Raw genomic sequence first — 18,155 nt, 5'->3', positions numbered from 1 at the left:
GGGGCGGGGGGCTAACTCCTCCCCTACCCTCCGATCCGCCCGGACGAAACGATGCGCGGGCCGGGGTCAAAAGTGAAACATTCCATAAAGCAGACCGATCCGGACCATCCCGGCGACTCCGCAACGCGAACCGCCGGCACCGAGGATTCGGGGCCGGCGGTTCGGGGCGTACGGGGTCAGAAGCCGAGCTTGCGCAGCTGCTTCGGGTCGCGCTGCCAGTCCTTCGCGACGCGGACGTGCAGGTCCAGGTAGATCCGGGTGCCGAGCAGCTCCTCGATCTGCCGGCGGGCCGTGATGCCGACCTGCTTGAGCCGGCTGCCGCGGTGACCGATCACGATCGCCTTCTGGCTGGGCCGCTCCACGTAGACGTCGGCGTAGATCTTCGTGACGCCGCCCTCGGGGATCATCTCCTCGACGACCACGGCGATGGAGTGCGGCAGCTCGTCCCGGACCCCCTCCAGGGCGGCCTCCCGGACCAGCTCGGCCACGAGCACCTGCTCCGGGTCGTCGGTGAGCATGTCGTCCGGGTAGAGCTGCGGCGACTCCGGCAGGTAGCCGGTCATCACGTCGACGAGCGTGTCCACCTGGTGGCCCGAGACGGCGCTCACCGGCACCACGTCGGCGAACTCGCCCAGCTCGCTCACGGCGAGCAGTTGCTCGGCCAGCCGCTTCTTGTCCACCAGGTCGGTCTTGGTGACCACGGCCAGCACGGTGGCCCGCAGGCTGGCCAGTTCGCCGGTGATGAACCGGTCGCCCCGCCCGATCGGCTCGTTCGCCGGGATGCAGAGGCCGATCACGTCGACCTCGCTCCAGGTCTCCCGGACCAGGTCGTTCAGCCGCTCGCCGAGCAGCGTGCGGGGACGGTGCAGGCCCGGGGTGTCGACCAGCACGAGCTGCGACTCCGGCCGGTGCAGCACCGCCCGGATGATGTGCCGGGTGGTCTGGGGCTTGTTCGAGGTGATCGCGATCTTGGTGCCGACGATCGCGTTGGTCAGCGTCGACTTGCCGGCGTTCGGCCGCCCGACGAAGCAGCCGAAACCCGCCCGGTAGGGACGCTGCTGGGCCTCGCTCACTCGACCACCGTGCCGAGGACGGCGCCGTCCGGGGCGGCCACGTGGATCGGCGCGTCGGCGGAGAGGTCGCGGACCGCGGCGTGCCCCGCGCCGTCCAGCGTCGAGGCCTCGGTCACCACGACCGCGGCCTCCAGCCGGCTCGCGCCCGCCGCCACCGCCGAGGCGACCGCGAGCTGGAGCGCGGTCAGGGTCAGCGACGGCAGCGCCACGCTGGCCGCCGCGTACGTCCGGCCGTCCTGGTCGCGGACCGCCGCGCCCTCCACGGCGCCGACCCGGCCCCGCGCGCCCCGGGCCAGGACGACCAGCTTGCCGTCCTCGGCGCTCAGCTCGCCCGGGTCGGACGGGGTGGGCCGGGCGGCCGGCACGGCGGGTGACTCAGGCATCGGCGGGTTGCCTCTCCTCGGAACGGTTCTGGTTGCCACGGGGATCGGCCTGCTCGCCGCGCCCCGCGCTGTCCGGCGCGTCGCCCGGCTCGACCCGGCTGACCAGCACGGTGTCGATCCGGTTGCGCCGCCCGGTGGTGCCCTCGGCGATCAGCCGCAGCCCGGCCACCTCGGCCCCGGAACCGGGGATCGGCACCCGGCCGAGCGCCTGGGCGAGCAGGCCACCGACCGTCTCCACCTCGTCGGTGGGCAGCTCGGTGTCGAACAGCTCGCCCAGATTCTCCACCGGCAGCCGGGCGGTCACCCGCACGGCCCCGTCCGCCAGGCGCTCGACCGGCGGGCGTTCGACATCGTACTCGTCGGTGATCTCGCCGACGATCTCCTCCAGGATGTCCTCGATCGTGACGAGGCCGCCGGTGCCGCCGTACTCGTCCACGACGATGACCAGGTGGTTGCGGGCCGCCTGCATCTCCGAGAGCAGGTCGTCGACCGGCTTGGACTCGGGCACGAAGGTCGCCGGGCGCATCAGCTCGGCCACCGGCATCTGCCGGGCCTCCGGTGCGCCCTGGATCCGCCGGATCAGGTCCTTGAGGTAGAGCACGCCGAGCACGTCGTCGACGTTCTCGCCGATCACCGGGATCCGGGAGAAGCCGGAACGCAGGAAGAGCGCCAGCGCCTGCGCGAGCGTCTTGCGTTCCTCTATCCACACCATCTCGGTGCGGGGCACCATCACCTCACGGGCGATGGTGTCGCCGAGCGCGAAGACCGAGTGGATCATCTGCCGCTCGCCGTGCTCGACCACGCCGCGCTGCTCGGCCAGGTCGACCAGCTCGCGCAGCTCGACCTGGGTGGCGAACGGCCCCTCGCGGAAGCCGCGCCCCGGGGTGACGGCGTTGCCGATCAGGATCAGCAGCGAGGCCAGCGGGTTGAGCGCCCGGCCCAGCCAGCGCACCAGGGGCGCGACCGCGCGGCCCACCGCGTAGGCGTGCTGCCGGCCCAGGGTGCGCGGCGCGACGCCGACCACCACGAAGCTGACCACGGCCATCGCCACGGCGGTGACCAGGGCGGCCCGCCAACCGGCGCCGAAGGTGTCCACCGCCACCAGCGCGACCAGCGTGGTGGCGGTCAGCTCGGCCAGCAGCCGGAGCAGGAGCAGCAGGTTGAGGTGGCGGACCACGTCGCCGGCGACCGCCTGGAGGGTGCGCGCGCCGCGCGCCCCGTCCCGGGCCAGCTCGGCGGCCCGGGCCGGCGAGACGGCGGCCAGCGCGGCCTCGGTCATCGCGATCAGGCCGGCGAGCACCACCAGCCCCGCCGCGACGGCGAGGAGAGTGAGATCGGGCAGGCCGGCGGGCGCGCCGCCGGCCGCCAGGGTGGTGATCACTGCGATCGGGTCGACCGCCAGCTGGCCAGCAGCCGGGCCTGGAGACCGAACATCTCCCGCTCCTCCTCCGGCTCGGCGTGGTCGTAGCCGAGCAGGTGCAGCACGCCGTGCACGGTGAGCAGGTGCAGCTCGTCGGCGGTGGTGTGCCCGGCGGTGGCCGCCTGCTTGGCCGCCACCTCCGGGCAGAGCACGATGTCGCCGAGCAGGGCCGGCTCACCGCCGGCCGGGGAGCTCTCCCCCGGGCCGTGGTCGACGCTGCCCTCGTCCATGGGGAAGGCGAGCACGTCGGTCGGGCCGTCGCCACCCATCCAGCGGTGGTTCAGCTCGGACATGTATTCGATGTCGACCAGCAGCACGGAGAGCTCGGCGAGGGGGTTGACCCCCATCTCGTCGAGGGCGTGCCGGGCGACGGCGAGCACGGCGTCGGTGTCGACGTCGGCGCCAGACTCGTTGGCGATCTCGATGGACAACTGTCTTCCTCTGATGGTTAGCGGCGCCGGCCGGCCCGGCCGCCCTGGGCGGTCCGCCCGGGCACGGCGTGCACGCTCTGCGCCTGCTGGTTCTCCCGCTCGGCGTCCCAGCGGGCGTACGCGTCGACGATCTCGCCCACCAGCTTGTGGCGCACCACGTCGGAGCTGGACAGCTGGGCGAAGTGCACGTCCTCGACGTTGCCCAGGATCTCCCGGACCACCCGCAGGCCGCTCGTCGTCCCGCCGGGAAGGTCGACCTGGGTGACGTCACCGGTGACCACGATCTTGGAGTTGAACCCGAGCCGGGTGAGGAACATCTTCATCTGCTCGGGCGTGGTGTTCTGCGCCTCGTCGAGAATGATGAACGCGTCGTTGAGGGTGCGACCCCGCATGTACGCCAGCGGCGCCACCTCGATCGTGCCGGCGGCCATCAGCTTCGGGATGGACTCCGGATCGAGCATGTCGTGCAGCGCGTCGTAGAGCGGGCGCAGGTAGGGGTCGATCTTCTCGTTCAGGGTGCCGGGCAGGAAGCCCAGCCGCTCCCCCGCCTCGACCGCCGGCCGGGTCAGGATGATCCGGTTGACCTGCTTGGCCTGGAGCGCCTGGACGGCCTTCGCCATGGCCAGGTAGGTCTTTCCCGTGCCCGCCGGGCCGATGCCGAAGACGATGGTGTGCGCGTCGATGGCGTCGACGTAGCGCTTCTGGCCCAGGGTCTTGGGACGGATGGTGCGGCCGCGCCGGGAGAGGATGTTGAGCGTCAGGACCTCGGCGGGCCGCTCGGTGCCGCCCTGCTCGAGCATCCCGACCGTACGCCGGACTGCGTCAGTGGTCAGGGTCTCGCCTTTCTCGATCAGTTCGAGCAGCTCGCTGAAGAGTCGCTCGGCGAGGGCGTTGTCGGCGGGCGCGCCGGTGATGGTGATCTCGTTGCCCCGCACGTGGACGTCACTGTTGACCGAGCGTTCGACGAGCCGCAGGATCTCGTCGCCCGCGCCGAGCAGATTCACCATGATCTTCTGGTCGGGGACCGTGATCCTGGTCTGCACCCGGGGCGGGCCGGGAGGTGGGGTGCCGGTCATAGGTCGGGCCCGTCGGGCCCTGCGCCACCTGCTCTCGAACTCGGCGCCGGGCCCTGCTGGCGCGGCGGTCGTGACTCCCATCGTATCGGGTCAACACCCGCGGCACCGTGTCCATTTCCGTCGGGCGCGAGCCGGCGGAACAGAGCCCTCGCCATCGGTGGGAGATCAGCTGCCGGCGCGGAAGTCGTACCCCTCGAAGGTCTCCTGGTGCCGGGTGAACCGGTAGGTGGCCCAGTGCATGCGCACCACGGCGCCGCGCTCGTCCCGGGTCAGCCGGAGCAGCTCGCCCACCTCCCGGCCGGCGACCGTGCGGAACACGTCCGGCCGGTCCGGCAGCGGGGCGAACACCGAGGGCGGCTTGCCGGCCGGGTCGTCCGCGCCCCGGGCCCGCAGCGCCCCGTCGTGCCAGGAGAAGACGTACTCGAAGCCCTCGCCCCACCAGCGGCCGAGCAGGCCGCGCAGGTGTTCCGGGGCGGGCGCGCCGGGCCGCCACGGCTCGACGTCGGCCGGGTCGTGCTCGGCGGCGGCGGCGAGCAGGCGGTGCGGCAGCTCGAAGACCTCCACGCCGGTGCCGGAGGAACCGAGCACCGCGCAGCCCATCGCGCCGGCCGTGCCGTCCCCGCCGCGCCGGCCGTAGACGGCGGCCAGGAAACCGGGCATGGCCCCGTCGTGCCCCACGTGCATCACCCGCCCCGGCTGCGGCACCAGGATCAGCCCGAGGCCGAAGCCGCCCGCCCAAAGCGTCTCGTCGGTGGTGGTCAGCGGCCAGCGCATCTCGTCGAGGGTGGCGGGCGCGAGCACGGCGCCGGCCGGGTCCAGCGCCGCCGGGTCGGCCAGGAAGGCCGCCCAGCGCGCCATGTCCGGCGCGGTGCTCCAGAGCTGCGCGGCGGGGGCCACCGCGCCGAAGTCGGTCGGCGGCTCCGGACGGGCCTCGTCGGAGTACGCGTCGACCAGGAACCCGGTCGCCGCCCGGTCGCCGGGCGCGGTGCCGGTGGCGGCCAGCCCGAGCGGGGCGAGCACCCGCTCGCCCAGCACCTCGGCCCAGGTGCCGCCGCGCAGCCGGGCGACCAGCTCGCCGAGCAGGGCCATGCCGAGGTTGGAGTAGTGGTAGCGCCGGCCGGTGGGCAGCACCCGCTCCACCCGGGTCAGGTCGGCGAGCAGCTCGCTGACGTCGGGCGCGCGGAGGCTGTCCCAGACGTCGCCGTGCGGCTCGCGCTGCAGGCCCGCGGTGTGCGACAGCAGCCGGCGTACGGTCAGCTCGCCGTGCGCCGGCAGGTCGAGGTGCCGCCCGATCGGGTCGTCCAGGTCGAGGAGCCCCTCGTCGCGGCACTGCATGACCAGCACCGCGGTGAAGGTCTTGGTGACCGAGCCGATCCGGAAGACCGACTCCGGCCCGAGCGCCGTGTCGTTGCCGGTCCCGCCGACCGCGCAGGTCCACAGCGGCCGGTCGGCCCGGTGCAGGGCGACCGAGACGGCCGGGATCCGCCCGTGGGCCTGCGCCTGCCGCACCATCCGGCCGAGCCGGTCATGCACCGTGATCATGAGGGCAGTCTAGGCAGCCCGTCAGCGGCACAGCATCGGGCCGAGCGGGGCCCCGCCCAGCAGGTGCGCGTGCACGTGGAAGACCTCCTGGCCGCCGTACGGGCCGGTGTTGAACATCAGCCGGAAGCCGTCCACCGTGAGCCCCTCCTCCTCGGCCACCACGGCCGCGGTGCCCAGCAGCTCACCGGCCAGCCCCGGGTCGCCCTCGGCCAGGGTGACCACGTCCGCGTAGTGCTCCTTCGGGATCACCAGCACGTGCGTGGGCGCCTTCGGGTCGATGTCGCGGAAGGCCAGCGTGGTGGCGGTCTCGCGGACGATGGTGGCCGGGATCTCCCCGGCTACGATCCGGCAGAACAGGCAGTCGGTTCCCATCGGGGCATGGTAAGTCGTCCCGTACCCGCTCAGGCATGATGTGCCGCGTGACTTCTCGGGCGGTACTGGTGACGGGGGCCTCGCGCGGCATCGGCCGCGCGGTGGCGCGGGCGTTCGCGGCGGGCGGGGACCGGGTGGCGATCCACCACCGGGACTCCGCGGAGCTGGCCGAGGCGCTGCGGGCGGAGCTGCCCGGCGACGGGCACGTGGTGGTCCGTGCCGACCTGGCCGACCCGGACGCCGTGCGGGCCATGGTGGACGAGGCGGCGCAGCGCCTGGGCGGTCTCGACGTCCTGGTCAACAACGCCGGCGTCTACGGGCCCCGCGACCTGCCCCACCCGGTCTTCGGTAACACGTACGACCAGTGGCGGGAGCAGTGGCGGCTGGTCCTGGAGACCAACCTGACCGGCGCCGCGAACGCCACCTGGTGCGCCGCCCAGCACATGCGCGAGCGGGGCGGCCGGATCGTGAACGTGTCGTCCCGGGGCGCCTTCCGGGGTGAGCCCGAGCAGCCCGCGTACGGGGCGAGCAAGGCGGGGCTGAACGCGCTCGGTCAGTCGTTGGCGCTGGCCCTGGCCCCGTACGGCATCGCCGTGGCGACGGTCGCGCCCGGCTTCGTGGCGACCGACATGACCACCACCCACCTCAGCGGCGAGCGGGGCGACGCGATCCGCGCCCAGTCCCCGTTCAACCGGGTGGCCCGCCCCGAGGAGATCGCCGCGGCGGTGCACTGGCTGGCCAGCCCTGAAGCGGAGTGGGCGTCGGGAACGATCGTCGACCTGAACGGCGCCTCCTACCTCCGCACCTGACACGCCCACTCGCAGCGCCGTGCGGGGCGGGTCTACCAGCGGGACAGGCGGGTGGACAGGACGGTCAGCGCGGCCACGCCGGCTGTTGACGTGCGGAGCACCGACGGGCCCAGGCGGACCGGGCGGGCGCCGGCCTCCCCGAAGGCCGACAGCTCGGTGTCGGTGATGCCGCCCTCGGGGCCGACCACCAGGACGATCTCGCCGGCGTCGGGCAGCTCGACCGTGGTCAGCCGCTCCTCGGCCTCCTCGTGCAGGACGAACGCGGCGGCCGCGCCGGCGATCCGCCGGGTCACCGTGGTGGTCGACTCGTCGGGCGTGCCCGCCACCACCGGCAGCCACGGCCGGCGGGCCTGCTTGGCCGCCTCCCGGGCGGTGGCCGCCCACTTCTCCCGCGCGCGTACGCCCCGGTCCCCGCGCCACTGGGTCACCGAGCGGGACGCCGCCCAGGGGACGATCTCGTCCACCCCGACCTCGGTCATCGCCTGCACGGCCAGCTCGCCCCGGTCACCCTTGGCGATGCCCTGCACCACGACCAGCCGGGGGACGGACGCGTCGGCGTACCCCCGGGAGGTGACCCGGAGGTCGAGGGTGCCCCTGCCGACGGCCGTGACCACCGCGCCGGCCGTGCCGCCCCGCCCGTCGGCGAGCAGCAGCTCCTCGCCGACGCGCAGCCGCTGCACGGTCGCCGCGTGGTGCCCCTCGGGGCCGTCCAGCGTCAGCGTGTCACCGGTGGGCAGCGCCTCGACCAGGAACAGCGGCGCCGACACCTCAGGCGTGCCCGTTGAAGGCGTCGCGCATCCGGGAGAAGAAGCCGCCCTGCTTGGTCAGCTCGGCGACCTCCTCGCCGCGGGTCTTGGCGAAGTCGCGCAGCATCCGCTCCTGGTCGGCGTCGAGCTTGGTCGGGGTCCGCACGTCGAGGTGGACGTAGAGGTCGCCCCGGCCGGTGCCGCGCAGGTGCGGCACGCCCCGGGCGCGCAGCCGCAGCGTGCTGCCCGGCTGGGTGCCCGGCTTGACGTCGACCGTCTCCTCGCTGTCGAGGGTCTTGATGGTCAGGCGGGTGCCGAGCGCCGCCGCGGTCATCGGCACGGTGACCCGGCAGTGCAGGTCGTCGCCCTTGCGCGAGTAGACGTCGTGCGGGCGCTCGTGGATCTCGACGTAGAGGTCCCCGGCGGTGCCGCCGCCCGGACCGACCTCGCCCTGCTGGGCCAGCCGGATCCGCATGCCGTCCTCGACGCCCGCCGGGATCTTGACGGTGAGCGAGCGGCGGGTGCGCACCCGGCCGTCGCCCGCGCAGGTCGGGCAGGGGTGCGGGATGGTGGTGCCGTAGCCCTGGCAGACCGTGCACGGCCGGGCGGAGACCACCTGGCCGAGGAAGGTCCGCTGCACCGACTGCACCTCGCCCCGGCCGCCGCAGGCCTCGCAGGTGGCCAGGTGGGTGCCGGCCGCGGTGCCCGCGCCGGAGCAGGTGGTGCAGAGCACGGCGGTGTCGACGGTGATCGGCGCCTCGACGCCGAACGCCGTCTCGTTCAGGTCCAGCTCCAGCCGCAGGATCGCGTCGGCGCCCGGCCGGGTACGCGGCCGCGGGCCCCGGCTGCCGCCGGCCGCCCCGCCGAAGAAGGCGTCCATGATGTCCTGGAAGCCGACGAACGGGCCGGCGCCGCCCGGACCGCCCGGACCCGCGCCCCCGCCGCCCGGGGCGAGCGGGTCGCCGCCCAGGTCGACGATCTGCCGTTTCCGATCGTCCGAGAGCACCTCGTACGCGGCGTTGATGTCCTTGAACTTCTCCTGTGCCTCCGGGTCCGGATTGACGTCCGGGTGGAACTGCCGCGCCAGCTTGCGGTAGGCGCGCTTGATCTCGTCATCGGAGGCGTCCCGGCTCACGCCGAGAATGCCGTAGTAGTCCCTGGCCACTGCGTTCGGTGTCCTCATGTTCGTCTCGCGTTGCGCCGGTCGTCGGCCGGAGCCGGCCGTCGGTCTGACTGGTCAGTTCTGGGCCAGCAACTCGCCCACGTAGCGTGCCACGGCCCTCACCATGGCGATATTGCCGGGGTAGTCCATCCGGGTCGGCCCGAGCACGCCGAGCCCACCGACGATCGTGCTGCCCGGGCCGTACCCGGTGCTGACCACCGAGGCGGCCCGCAGGTTGTCGATCTCGTTCTCGTCGCCGATGAGCACCCGGGTGGTGCTCGGCTCGGCCTCCCCGATCAGCTTGAGCAGCACGACCTCCTCCTCGAGCGCCTCGAGGATCGGGCGCAGCGAACCCTGGAAGTCGAGCAAACCACCCCGGGTGAGGTTGGCCGTGCCGGCCAGCGCGATGCGCTCCTCGTGCCGTTCGACAAGGGTCTCCAGCAGCACGCTGGAGAGCGTGGCCATGGCCGGGCGCAGCTGCGGGGTCGACTCGTCGACCAGGGCCTGCACCAGCGGCGGGGTGTCGGAGAGCCGGGAGCCGACCAGCTTCTCGTTGACCACCCGGCGCAGGTCGGTCACGTCGTCGGGGGCGACCGGCCCGGGCATCTCGACCAGCCGCTGCTCGACCCGGCCGGTGTCGGCGATCATGACGACCATCAGCCGGGTGGTGGAGATCGGCACCAGCTCCAGGTGGCGCACCTTGGAGCGGGCCAGGCTCGGGTACTGCACCACGGCGACCTGCCGGGTGAGCTGGGCCAGCAGCCGAACGGTGCGGTGCACCACGTCGTCCAGGTCGACCGCGCCGACCAGGAAGCGCTCGATCGCCCGGCGCTCGGCCGGGCTGAGCGGCTTGACCCGGGAGAGCCGGTCGACGAAGAGCCGGTAGCCGCGGTCGGTGGGCACCCGGCCGGCGCTGGTGTGGGGCTGCCGGATGTAGCCCTCCTCCTCCAGCACCGCCATGTCGTTGCGGACGGTCGCCGGGGAGACGCCCAGCTGGTGGCGCTCGACCAGGGCCTTGCTGCCGACCGGCTCCTGCGTGGCGACGTAGTCCTCGACGATCGCGCGCAGCACGGCGAGCTTGCGGTCGTCGAGACCCATCTCCCCACCTCCTGACGCACCTCGTCCGCCCCGGCGCGCGGCGTCCGCCGGGCGTCTGGCACTCGACTGTAGCGAGTGCCAGTCTACGTCGGCCGACCCGCCGACGCGATGATCAGCGACGTACCTCCGGCCCGGCCCGCCGCACATCCGACCCGCCAGGGCCGAACAGCCGGACATCCCGGGCGATCTCGCTCTGGTGTGCCCTTGCCCCCGGGACCTACCGTGACGTCCATGACTGAACCTCCTCGCCCTCCCGGAGCGGGGGACTCCGGCGCACCGCCGCCGGAGCCGACCCCGCCGTCGGCACCGTACGGCTCGTCGCCGGCCGGCGAACCACCCACCGCACCACTGTCCGGGGCGCCGGCCGGGGGCGGCTATCCCCCGCCCGGTGGCTATCCCCCACCTCCCGGAGGCCAGCCGCCGTCGGGCGGCTACCCGCCCCCGGGCGGCTATCCCCCGCCGGGCGGCGGCTACCCGGGCGGCGGCGCCTACGGGCCGCCCGCCGGCTACGCCAACAACGACGACAAGACCTGGGCCCTCGTCGCGCACTTCGGCGGGGCGGCGGCGATGTTCGTCAGCGGCGGTGTGCTGGGTTGGCTCCCGCCGCTGGTCGCCATGCTGGCGCGGGGCAACCAGTCCCCGACCGTGCGCCAGCACGCGGTGTCGGCGCTCAACTTCCAGCTCGTGTGGTCGATCGTGGGCCTCGTCGGCTGGATCCTGAGCTGCATCCTCGTCGGCTTCCTCGCCGTCGGCGCGGCCGTCATCATCGGCGTGATCTTCGGCATCATGGCCGGGGTGAAGGCCAACGAGGGGCAGCCCTACCGCTACCCGATGTCGGCCAACCTGATCAAGTGAGCCCGGCCCGGCCGGCCCGGAGGGCCGGCCGGGCCCGTCCGGGCAGCGTCGCGGGCGTGGGCCGGCCGGAGCCGGTCAGGGCAGCAGGTCGCGGACGACCGCGTCGGCGAGCAGCCGGCCGCGCAGGGTGAGCACCGCCCGCCCGGCGGCGTACGCGCCCGCGTCGAGCAAGCCGCCGGCCCGGGCCCGCTCGGCGCCCGCCCGGCCCGCCTCGTCGAGCCCGGACAGGGCCAGTCCGTCGGCGAGCCGCAGCCGCAGCATCACGTCCTCCATGTGCGCCTCGTCCGGCGTGAGCAGCTCCCGGGCCAGGCCGGGCGACTCCCCGGCGGCCAGCCGCTGGGCGTACGCGGTCGGGTGCTTGACGTTCCACCAGCGCACCCCGCCGACGTGGCTGTGCGCCCCCGGGCCGAGGCCCCACCAGTCGGCGCCGGTCCAGTAGAGCAGGTTGTGCCGGCACCGGGCCGCTTCCGAGCGGGCCCAGTTGGAGACCTCGTACCAGGAGAAGCCGGCCGCGCCGAGGGCCGCCTCCGCCGCGAGGTAACGGTCCGCCGCCACGTCGTCGCTGGGGTACGGCAGCTCGCCGCGGCGCATCCGCGCGGCCAGCCGGGTGCCGTCCTCGACGATCAGGGCGTACGCGCTGACGTGGTCCACCCCCGCCGCGACCACCTGCTCCAGCGAGGCGGCGAAGTCCTCGGCACTCTCCCCCGGCGTGCCGTAGATCAGGTCCAGGTTCACGTGCTCGAACCCGGCGTCCCGCGCCTCCAGCGCGGCGGCGGTGGCCCGGCCGGCGCTGTGCTGCCGGTCGAGGATCGCCAGCACGCCGGGCGCCGCGGACTGCATGCCCAGCGAGATCCGGGTGTAGCCGGCGGCCCGCAGCGTCTTGAGCGACTCCGGGGTGACCGTCTCCGGGTTGGCCTCGGTGGTCACCTCGGCGCCGGCGGCCAGCCCCCAGGTGCGGTCGATGCCGTCGAGGATCCGGGCCAGGTCGTCGGCGGGGAGCAGGGTGGGCGTGCCGCCACCGACGAAGACGGTGTCGACCCGGGGCGGCGGGGTGTCGCCCAGCACCCGGCCGGCGAGGGCCAGCTCGGCCAGCACGGTGTCGGCGTACGTCTCGCGGCTGGCGCCGCCGCCGAGCTCGGCGGCCGTGTAGGTGTTGAAGTCGCAGTAGCCGCACCGGCTGGCGCAGAACGGGACGTGCACGTACACGCCGAAGCCGCGCGCGCCGACGGCGCGGCGGGCGGCAGCGGGCAGCGCCCCGTCGCGCGGGACGGGTTCGCCTTCTGGAAGGACGCCGGGCATGGCCACTAGTGTGCCCGGCATGACCTCTCCGGACGCTCTCGTGCGGGTCGCCACGGCCCGTGGGGTGACCACCCTCACCCTGGACAGCCCGCACAACCGCAACGCGCTCTCCACCCCGCTGATGACCGAACTGCTGGCCGGGCTGGCCGCGGCGGTCGCCGACGGCGCGGTCCGGGCCGTCGTGCTGGACCACACCGGCCCGGTGTTCTGCTCCGGGGCCGACCTGAAGGAGACGGCCGCCGCGTACGCCAGCGGTTCCGTGCCGGCCGGGATGCTGGGCGACGTGCTGGTCGCGGTCCGGGAGTGCCCGAAGCCGGTGCTCGCGCGGGTGGCCGGGCCGGCGCGGGCCGGCGGGCTGGGCCTGATCGCCGCCGCGGACCTGGCGGTCTGCGCCGAGGAGGCCACGTTCGCCTTCACCGAGGTCCGGATCGGGGTGATCCCGGCGGTGATCTCGGCGACCGTGCTGCCGCGGCTGCACCCCCGGGCCGCCGCCGAGCTGTACCTGACCGGCGACATGTTCGACGGCCGGCGGGCCGCCGAGATCGGCCTGGTCACCGCCGCCGTGCCGGCGGACGCGCTGGACGACGCCGTGGACCGGTACTGCGCCTCGCTGGTGAAGGGCGCACCGAAGGCCCTCGCCGGCACCAAGGAGCTGCTGCGCCGCCCGGCCGCCACCGACCTGCGCGCCGAGATCGCCGAGTTGGCCGCGCTCTCCACCGGGTACTTCCTGTCCGAGGAGGGCCGGGAGGGCGTCCTCGCGTTCCGGGAGAAGCGGCCCGCGGCCTGGGTGCCCGCCGCAGACTGAGGCCGGAGGTGCCGGGTCGGCTACGGACCGTGAGGCGTCCGGTCGGCCGACCCGGGGACGGGAGTGGGCGACGTACGCTTGGCGGGCTGTCGGGACTGGGGGTGCGGGTGCGAACGCGAGCGGCGATCGTGGCATCGGGTGTGGTGGTGGCGGTCCTGGCCCTGCTCGGCGTGTGGTTCGTCGCGAAGCAGTTCGGGCACCAGCTGCGGCTGCCGATGGCCAGCCGGACCTGCACCGTCAAGGCCGACGGCGAGGTCGTGCTCAGCGCCGACCAGATGGCCAACGCGGCCACCATCGCGGCCATCGGGGTGCAGCGCAAGATGCCGGAGCGGGCCGTGGTGGTGGCGCTGGCGACGGCCTACCAGGAGTCGCACCTGCGCAACATCGCGCACGGCGACCGGGACTCGCTCGGCCTGTTCCAGCAGCGCCCGAGCCAGGGCTGGGGCACCCCCGACGAGATCCGCGACCCGCGCTACGCGGCCAAGAAGTTCTACGCCGCGCTGAAGAAGGTCAAGGGCTGGGAGAAGCTGCGGGTCACCGAGGCCGCCCAGCGGGTGCAGCGGTCGGCCTACCCCGAGGCGTACGAGAAGTGGGCGGACGAGTCGCAGGTGCTCACCCGCGCCCTGCTGGGGAACGCGACCGGGGCGGTGGCCTGCACGGTCGGCCCGACGCCGACGATGCGCGGCCCGGCCGCCGCCAGCGCCCTGATGCAGAGCCTGGCCCTCGACTGGGGCCTGCCGGAGCTGAGCTCGGGCACCGACCTGACCGGGCTGACCGTGCCGGCCGCCGACAGCCGCAACGGCTGGCGGTACGCCCACTGGCTGGTCTCGCACGCCGACGACCACGGGGTGAAGCTGGTGCGGTTCGGCGGCCTGGAGTGGACGGCCGAGCAGGGCACCTGGGCCAAGGTGAAGGGCGACCCGGCGACCCAGGTGCTGGCCGAGGTCTTCGCCGCGGCCTGACCCGGCGCGCCGCGGCCTGACCCGGCCCGCCGCGGCCTGACCCGGCGCGGCGCGGGCGGTCCGGGCGGTCAGCCGGCGGCGGCGCCGAGGCGGCGGCGGACCTTGGCCCGCACCGACTCGGGCAGCTCCGGCACGTCGAGCAGGCGCGGCAGCAACTCCGGTTCGAGGGTGGTCGCCCGGAACACCTCGCCGATCGTCACCCCGTGCGCCGGCCGGTCGACCACCTCGACGGGATCGCCGGTGCCCACGTCACCCTCGCGCAGCACCCGCAGGTACGCCCCGGGCGCACCCCGCAGGGTGAACCGCTTGATCAGGTCGGGCACACCCCAGAAGCCGACGAAGGTGGTGCACGGGGTGCGCGGCTTGGTCACCTGCAGCAGCGCGGAGCCGACCGCCCAGCACTCGCCGATCACCGCGCCCGTGACGTCCACCGCCCAGGTGGTGAGGTTCTCGCCGAAGGCGCCCGGCCGCAGGGCCCGGCCCAGCTCGCCGGCCCACCAGCCGGCGTCCTCCTCGGCGTACGCGTAGACCGCCTGGTCGGGGCCGCCGTGGTGGGCCCGCTCGCCGATGAAGTCCCCGGCGACGCCGGCGAAGCGGATCTCCACCCGGCCGTCGACGGGCCGCTTGTCGATGCCGCTGCGACCGCTCGGGTCGCCTGCCCACTCCGCCTCGGTCACCCCGCCGATGTTCACCGCCGCCAGCCTGCCCGTCATGGCGGTCAGCCTAGGTGCCGCCGCCGGGTGCGGGAAAACGGGTTCCTCCCGGCACCCGGCGGACGGGTCAGCCCTTGACCGCGCCGGCCACCAGGCCGGACACCATCCGGCGCTGGACCAGCAGGAAGAAGACGATCACCGGCAGGGTGAACAGCGTCGAGGCGGCCATCACCGAACCCCAGGCGGTGTCGTCCCGCCCGAAGAAGAACGTCATGGCCACCGGCAGCGTGTACTTGCTCTGGTCGTTGACGAAGGTCAACGCGAAGATCAGCTCGTTCCAGGCGGTGATGAAGGAGAAGATGCTGGTGGCCACCAGGCCGGGCGCGACCAGCGGGAAGAGCACCTTGCGGAAGGTCTGGGCCCGGCTGGCCCCGTCGATCGCCGCCGCCTCCTCCAGCTCCTTGGGCACCGCGGCCACGAAGCCGCGCAGCATCCAGACCGCGAACGGCAGCGAGAAGCCGAGGTAGGTCAGGATCAGGCTGGGCAGGGTGTTGTAGAGCCCGAGCCGCTGGATCATCAGGAACAGCGGGATGACCAGCGCCTCCAGCGGGATCATCTGCACCACCAGCAGCAGGATCAGGAAGGTGGTGCGCAGCTTGAAGCGGAACCGGGCCACCGCGGTCGCGGCGAGCAGCGCGACAAGCCCGCTCAACACCACGGTGGCCACCGCGACCAGCGCGCTGTTGAGGAAGAAGTCCGTGAAGGTCACGCCCGGGATGAGGTTGCCGGTGAGGATCTCCCGGTAGTGCTCCAGGGTCGGCTCCGCCGGGACCGGGCGCGGCGTGGCCGAGAAGATCTCCTTGTTGGGCTTCAGCGAGGTGGCGACCATCCAGTAGACCGGGAAGGCCGCGAAGAGCGCGACCAGCAGGCCGGCGCCGTTGAGGGCGATCTTCTTCACGACTCGTCCTCCTGCCGGAGCACCATACGGACGTACACGCCGGTCACCACCAGCAGGATCAGCGTCAGGATGACGGCGATGGCGGAGCCCAGCCCGTACTTGGGCGGCGGCGAGAACGCCTCCGCGTACGAGTAGATCGACAGCATGAACGTCGACCGGTCCTGGGTGCCACCGGCCAGCACGAACTGCTGGGTGAAGACCTTGAAGTCCCAGATCGTGGAGAGCACCACGAGGATGCCGAAGACCGGCCGCAGCATCGGGAAGGTGACCGACCAGAAGACCCGCCACGGGCCGGCCCCGTCGACCCGGGCGGCCTCCTGCAGCTCGCTCGGCACGCTCTTCAGCCCGGCCAGCACGCTGACGGCGATGAACGGGAACGAGTGCCAGACGACCACGAGGGTCAGGATGCCGAAGAAGAGCAGCGGGTCGTTGAACCAGCCGTAGCCGGTCCAGTCGCTGCGCCCGAACAGGGCCGTGGAGAGCCCGTCCGGAAGCTTGTTGAACAGCCAGGTCACCAGGCCGCTGGTGTCGTCGAAGATCCACTTCCAGACGATGGTGCCGGTCAGCGCCGGGGTGGCCCAGGCCAGCATCACGCAGCTCGCCACGAAGGTGGCCATCTTCCTGCCGAGCCGGTTGAGCAGCAGCCCGACCAGGGTGCCGAGGATCATGGTGAGCACCACGTTGGCCACGGCGAAGAGCACGGTGTTGCGCAGCACCGTACGGAAGAACGGGTCGCCGAGGATCTGCGCGTAGTTGGCCAGGCCCACCCACGGCCACTCGCGGTCGCCCCGCAGCTGCCGGACGCTGTCCAGCTTGTAGAAGGACATCATCACGACCTGGCCGAGCGGCCAGAGCAGCAGCACCGCGATGATCGCCAGGCAGGGCAGGAGCAGCAGGTACGGAAGGCGGTCCACACGGCGGCGCCGCCGCGCGGGGGTCTCCCGCGCGGCGGCCTCGCCGGTGACCTCGGTCAGCGTGGTCACTTGGCGTTGAGGATGCTTTCCATCTCGGTGGCCGCGTCGGCGGTGGCCTTCTCGACCGTCTTCTGGCCCTTGATGACCGAGCTGTTCATGGCCTGGGTCACCGTCTTGGTCCGGCTCACCTCCACCCACTTCGGGGTGAGCGGGGTCAGCTTGGTGTTCTGCATCGTGGTGGCGAACGCCGCCATCACCTTGTCGTTGGCGTAGTTGCCGCCGCCGACCAGGTCCTTGTAGACCGGGAAGAAGCCGAGGCTGCTGGCGAACTCCTGGTCCTTCTGCTTGCTGAGCAGCACGGTCAGGTAGTCCCAGGCGAGGGCCTGCCGCTTGCTGTCCTTCCAGAGGGCGATGTCGGAGCCACCGGCGAAGGCCGGGGCGGCCTTGCCGTCCGGACCCGGGATCGGGAACGTGCCCCACACCTTCTCGATGTCGGGGTTGTCCTTCTTCATCGCGCCGCCCTGCCAGCTACCGGCGAATGCCATGGCGGCCTTGCCGGTGGCGAACTGGGTGCGGGCGTCGACCTCGTTCCAGGCGGCGGCGGCCGGCGGGGCCACCTTGTGCACGGTCACGAGGTCGGTCCAGAACTTGACCGCCTTCTGCGCCTCCGGCGTGTTGTAGCCGGACTTCCAGCTGTCGCCGTCCTTGGTGGCGATCTCCGCGCCGGCCGCCCAGAGGAACGAGTAGAACGGCAGCTCCGAGTTGCCGGGCAGGGCGATGCCGTAGGTGCCCGGCTTCTTGGCCTGGACGGCCTTCGCGGCGGCGACCAGCTCGTCCCAGGTCGTCGGCGGCTTCACCCCCGCCTCGGCGAACCAGTCGGTGCGGTAGTAGATGGCCCGCACGCCGGCGTACCACGGGACGCCGTACTGCTTGCCGTCGAGCTGGGCGTTCTTCACGAGGTCGGGAAGGATGTCCTTGCCCTCGGACCAGCCGTTGAACTTCTCCGTGACGTCGGCGAGGGCCTCCTGCGCCGCCCAGCCCTGCGTCTCGGTGTTGCCCAGCTCGGTGACGTCGGGTCCCTCCCCGCCGGCGAGCGCGGCCTGGAACTTCTTCGGCGCCTCGAGCCAGGGGATGTACTGCACCACGACGTCGGTCTCGGGGTGCTTCTTCTTGAACTCCGCCTCGACGCCGTCGAGGAACGCGGTCTGGGCGTCGCCGCCCTCACCCATCATCCAGACCGTCAGCTTGCTGTTGTCGCCGGCCTTGTCGTCGTCGCCCGAGCCACCGCACCCGGAGAGCACCATCGCGGCCGAGGCCACGATGGCGGTGACCGGGGCCAGCCGCTTCCACCTGTTCACGCCATATCTCCCTCGGGGCGTTTGGCATTAACCTTCTCCGCCGCACCTTAGTAGGAAAATTTCCTTTACAACAGGGGGTACTCGCGGCGGGCGGCCGAGGCGACGGTATCGCAGCCGGACGCCCGGGCGGCAGGGGTGCCGTCCGGGCAGCTCAGGGTGAAGACGGAGGCGGGCGCCCGCCGCGAGTACCCCCTGTTGTAAAGGAAATTTTCCTACTAAGGTGCGGCGGCGATGGTTAA

General features: G+C 73.1%; 19 protein-coding genes. 4 read left to right on the top strand and 15 right to left on the bottom strand.

All coding sequences use genetic code 11. The features are described 5' to 3' along the window. Positions 1-176: 176 nt before the first annotated feature. From era to ABZ452_RS05235, 7 genes are all read right to left on the bottom strand, one after another. The gene (gene era, locus ABZ452_RS05265; protein WP_357939144.1) at positions 177-1,073 is read right to left on the bottom strand and encodes a GTPase Era; all 897 of its coding nucleotides are present in this window, start codon (positions 1,071-1,073) and stop codon (positions 177-179) included. Further along, positions 1,070-1,456, bottom strand: coding sequence for a cytidine deaminase (locus ABZ452_RS05260; protein WP_357939142.1), 387 nt, complete (start codon positions 1,454-1,456; stop codon positions 1,070-1,072). The genes era and ABZ452_RS05260 overlap by 4 nt, the downstream gene beginning before the upstream one ends. Next, complete coding sequence (locus tag ABZ452_RS05255) at positions 1,449-2,858, bottom strand: hemolysin family protein (RefSeq protein ID WP_357940022.1); 1,410 nt, start codon at positions 2,856-2,858, stop codon at positions 1,449-1,451. Before ABZ452_RS05255 ends, ABZ452_RS05260 begins: the two co-directional genes overlap by 8 nt. Next, a complete protein-coding gene (gene ybeY / locus ABZ452_RS05250) occupies positions 2,834-3,307 on the bottom strand; it encodes an rRNA maturation RNase YbeY (RefSeq protein WP_151464132.1) in 474 nt (157 codons plus the stop codon). Before ybeY ends, ABZ452_RS05255 begins: the two co-directional genes overlap by 25 nt. Before the next feature lie 17 nt (positions 3,308-3,324). Then, positions 3,325-4,383 carry a PhoH family protein gene (locus tag ABZ452_RS05245; RefSeq protein WP_357939140.1) on the bottom strand — a complete coding sequence of 353 codons (1,059 nt, stop codon included), beginning with the start codon at positions 4,381-4,383 and terminating at the stop codon, positions 3,325-3,327. Between the two features lie 165 nt (positions 4,384-4,548). Further along, complete coding sequence (locus ABZ452_RS05240) at positions 4,549-5,925, bottom strand: serine hydrolase domain-containing protein (RefSeq protein WP_357939138.1); 1,377 nt, start codon at positions 5,923-5,925, stop codon at positions 4,549-4,551. Positions 5,926-5,946: 21 nt separating this feature from the next. Beyond that, a complete protein-coding gene (locus tag ABZ452_RS05235) occupies positions 5,947-6,297 on the bottom strand; it encodes a histidine triad nucleotide-binding protein (RefSeq protein ID WP_355665666.1) in 351 nt (116 codons plus the stop codon). 47 nt (positions 6,298-6,344) lie between these two features. On the opposite strand from ABZ452_RS05235, the gene ABZ452_RS05230 reads away from it, so the two are divergent. Then, a complete protein-coding gene (locus ABZ452_RS05230; RefSeq protein ID WP_357939136.1) occupies positions 6,345-7,106 on the top strand; it encodes an SDR family oxidoreductase in 762 nt (253 codons plus the stop codon). A gap of 32 nt (positions 7,107-7,138) precedes the next feature. Here the strand turns inward: ABZ452_RS05230 and ABZ452_RS05225 are convergent, their stop codons facing one another. The 3 genes from ABZ452_RS05225 to hrcA form a co-directional block, all read right to left on the bottom strand. Next, entirely contained in the window at positions 7,139-7,873 is a 735-nt protein-coding gene (locus tag ABZ452_RS05225) for a 16S rRNA (uracil(1498)-N(3))-methyltransferase (RefSeq protein ID WP_357939134.1), read from the bottom strand. A 1-nt stretch (position 7,874) separates the two neighbouring features. Then, positions 7,875-9,017 (bottom strand): molecular chaperone DnaJ, encoded by a 1,143-nt coding sequence (gene dnaJ / locus ABZ452_RS05220; protein ID WP_189198120.1) that lies wholly within the window; start codon positions 9,015-9,017, stop codon positions 7,875-7,877. Positions 9,018-9,089: 72 nt separating this feature from the next. Beyond that, positions 9,090-10,112 carry a heat-inducible transcriptional repressor HrcA gene (gene hrcA, locus ABZ452_RS05215; RefSeq protein ID WP_357939132.1) on the bottom strand — a complete coding sequence of 341 codons (1,023 nt, stop codon included), beginning with the start codon at positions 10,110-10,112 and terminating at the stop codon, positions 9,090-9,092. Between the two features lie 231 nt (positions 10,113-10,343). Between hrcA and ABZ452_RS05210 the strand changes: the two genes are divergently transcribed. Continuing rightward, positions 10,344-10,967, top strand: a complete 624-nt coding sequence (locus tag ABZ452_RS05210) for a DUF4870 domain-containing protein (RefSeq protein WP_357939130.1) — start codon at positions 10,344-10,346, stop codon at positions 10,965-10,967. Between the two features lie 75 nt (positions 10,968-11,042). Here the strand turns inward: ABZ452_RS05210 and hemW are convergent, their stop codons facing one another. Then, positions 11,043-12,266 carry a radical SAM family heme chaperone HemW gene (gene hemW / locus ABZ452_RS05205; RefSeq protein ID WP_357940019.1) on the bottom strand — a complete coding sequence of 408 codons (1,224 nt, stop codon included), beginning with the start codon at positions 12,264-12,266 and terminating at the stop codon, positions 11,043-11,045. Between the two features lie 19 nt (positions 12,267-12,285). Between hemW and ABZ452_RS05200 the strand changes: the two genes are divergently transcribed. Together ABZ452_RS05200 and ABZ452_RS05195 are read left to right on the top strand one after the other, a co-directional pair. Further along, complete coding sequence (locus ABZ452_RS05200; protein WP_357939128.1) at positions 12,286-13,071, top strand: enoyl-CoA hydratase-related protein; 786 nt, start codon at positions 12,286-12,288, stop codon at positions 13,069-13,071. A 101-nt stretch (positions 13,072-13,172) separates the two neighbouring features. Beyond that, on the top strand, positions 13,173-14,033 hold the full coding sequence (locus ABZ452_RS05195; protein WP_357939126.1) for a hypothetical protein: 861 nt from the start codon (positions 13,173-13,175) through the stop codon (positions 14,031-14,033). Between the two features lie 68 nt (positions 14,034-14,101). On the opposite strand, the gene ABZ452_RS05190 is transcribed toward ABZ452_RS05195, so the two are convergent. The 4 genes from ABZ452_RS05190 to ABZ452_RS05175 form a co-directional block, all read right to left on the bottom strand. Further along, positions 14,102-14,746: an MOSC domain-containing protein gene (locus ABZ452_RS05190; protein ID WP_357939124.1), complete on the bottom strand. Its 645-nt coding sequence runs from the start codon at positions 14,744-14,746 to the stop codon at positions 14,102-14,104. Positions 14,747-14,813: 67 nt separating this feature from the next. Beyond that, on the bottom strand, positions 14,814-15,644 hold the full coding sequence (locus tag ABZ452_RS05185) for a carbohydrate ABC transporter permease (protein WP_357939122.1): 831 nt from the start codon (positions 15,642-15,644) through the stop codon (positions 14,814-14,816). Then, positions 15,641-16,627 (bottom strand): sugar ABC transporter permease, encoded by a 987-nt coding sequence (locus ABZ452_RS05180; protein ID WP_357939119.1) that lies wholly within the window; start codon positions 16,625-16,627, stop codon positions 15,641-15,643. Before ABZ452_RS05180 ends, ABZ452_RS05185 begins: the two co-directional genes overlap by 4 nt. Then, on the bottom strand, positions 16,624-17,916 hold the full coding sequence (locus tag ABZ452_RS05175; RefSeq protein WP_357939117.1) for a sugar ABC transporter substrate-binding protein: 1,293 nt from the start codon (positions 17,914-17,916) through the stop codon (positions 16,624-16,626). Before ABZ452_RS05175 ends, ABZ452_RS05180 begins: the two co-directional genes overlap by 4 nt. Positions 17,917-18,155: the final 239 nt, after the last annotated feature.

It is taken from the genome of Micromonospora sp. NPDC005707, assembly GCF_040631005.1.
In the GTDB taxonomy this organism is placed as follows: Bacteria; Actinomycetota; Actinomycetes; order Mycobacteriales; family Micromonosporaceae; genus Micromonospora.
The sequence above is the reverse complement of the archived record's forward strand: the minus strand, read 5'-3'. Positions and strand labels throughout refer to the sequence as shown.

Bases quoted from the DNA above. Each gene is read 5' to 3' on its own strand.
- hemW (WP_357940019.1), bottom strand. From the start codon at position 12,266: ATGCCCGGCGTCCTTCCAGAAGGCGAACCCGTCCCGCGCGACGGGGCG.
- ABZ452_RS05235 (WP_355665666.1), bottom strand. From the start codon at position 6,297: ATGGGAACCGACTGCCTGTTCTGCCGGATCGTAGCCGGGGAGATCCCG.
- ABZ452_RS05210 (WP_357939130.1), top strand. From the start codon at position 10,344: ATGACTGAACCTCCTCGCCCTCCCGGAGCGGGGGACTCCGGCGCACCG.
- hrcA (WP_357939132.1), bottom strand. From the start codon at position 10,112: ATGGGTCTCGACGACCGCAAGCTCGCCGTGCTGCGCGCGATCGTCGAG.
- ABZ452_RS05200 (WP_357939128.1), top strand. From the start codon at position 12,286: ATGACCTCTCCGGACGCTCTCGTGCGGGTCGCCACGGCCCGTGGGGTG.
- ABZ452_RS05240 (WP_357939138.1), bottom strand. From the start codon at position 5,925: ATGATCACGGTGCATGACCGGCTCGGCCGGATGGTGCGGCAGGCGCAG.
- ABZ452_RS05260 (WP_357939142.1), bottom strand. From the start codon at position 1,456: ATGCCTGAGTCACCCGCCGTGCCGGCCGCCCGGCCCACCCCGTCCGAC.
- ABZ452_RS05245 (WP_357939140.1), bottom strand. From the start codon at position 4,383: ATGACCGGCACCCCACCTCCCGGCCCGCCCCGGGTGCAGACCAGGATC.
- ABZ452_RS05190 (WP_357939124.1), bottom strand. From the start codon at position 14,746: ATGACGGGCAGGCTGGCGGCGGTGAACATCGGCGGGGTGACCGAGGCG.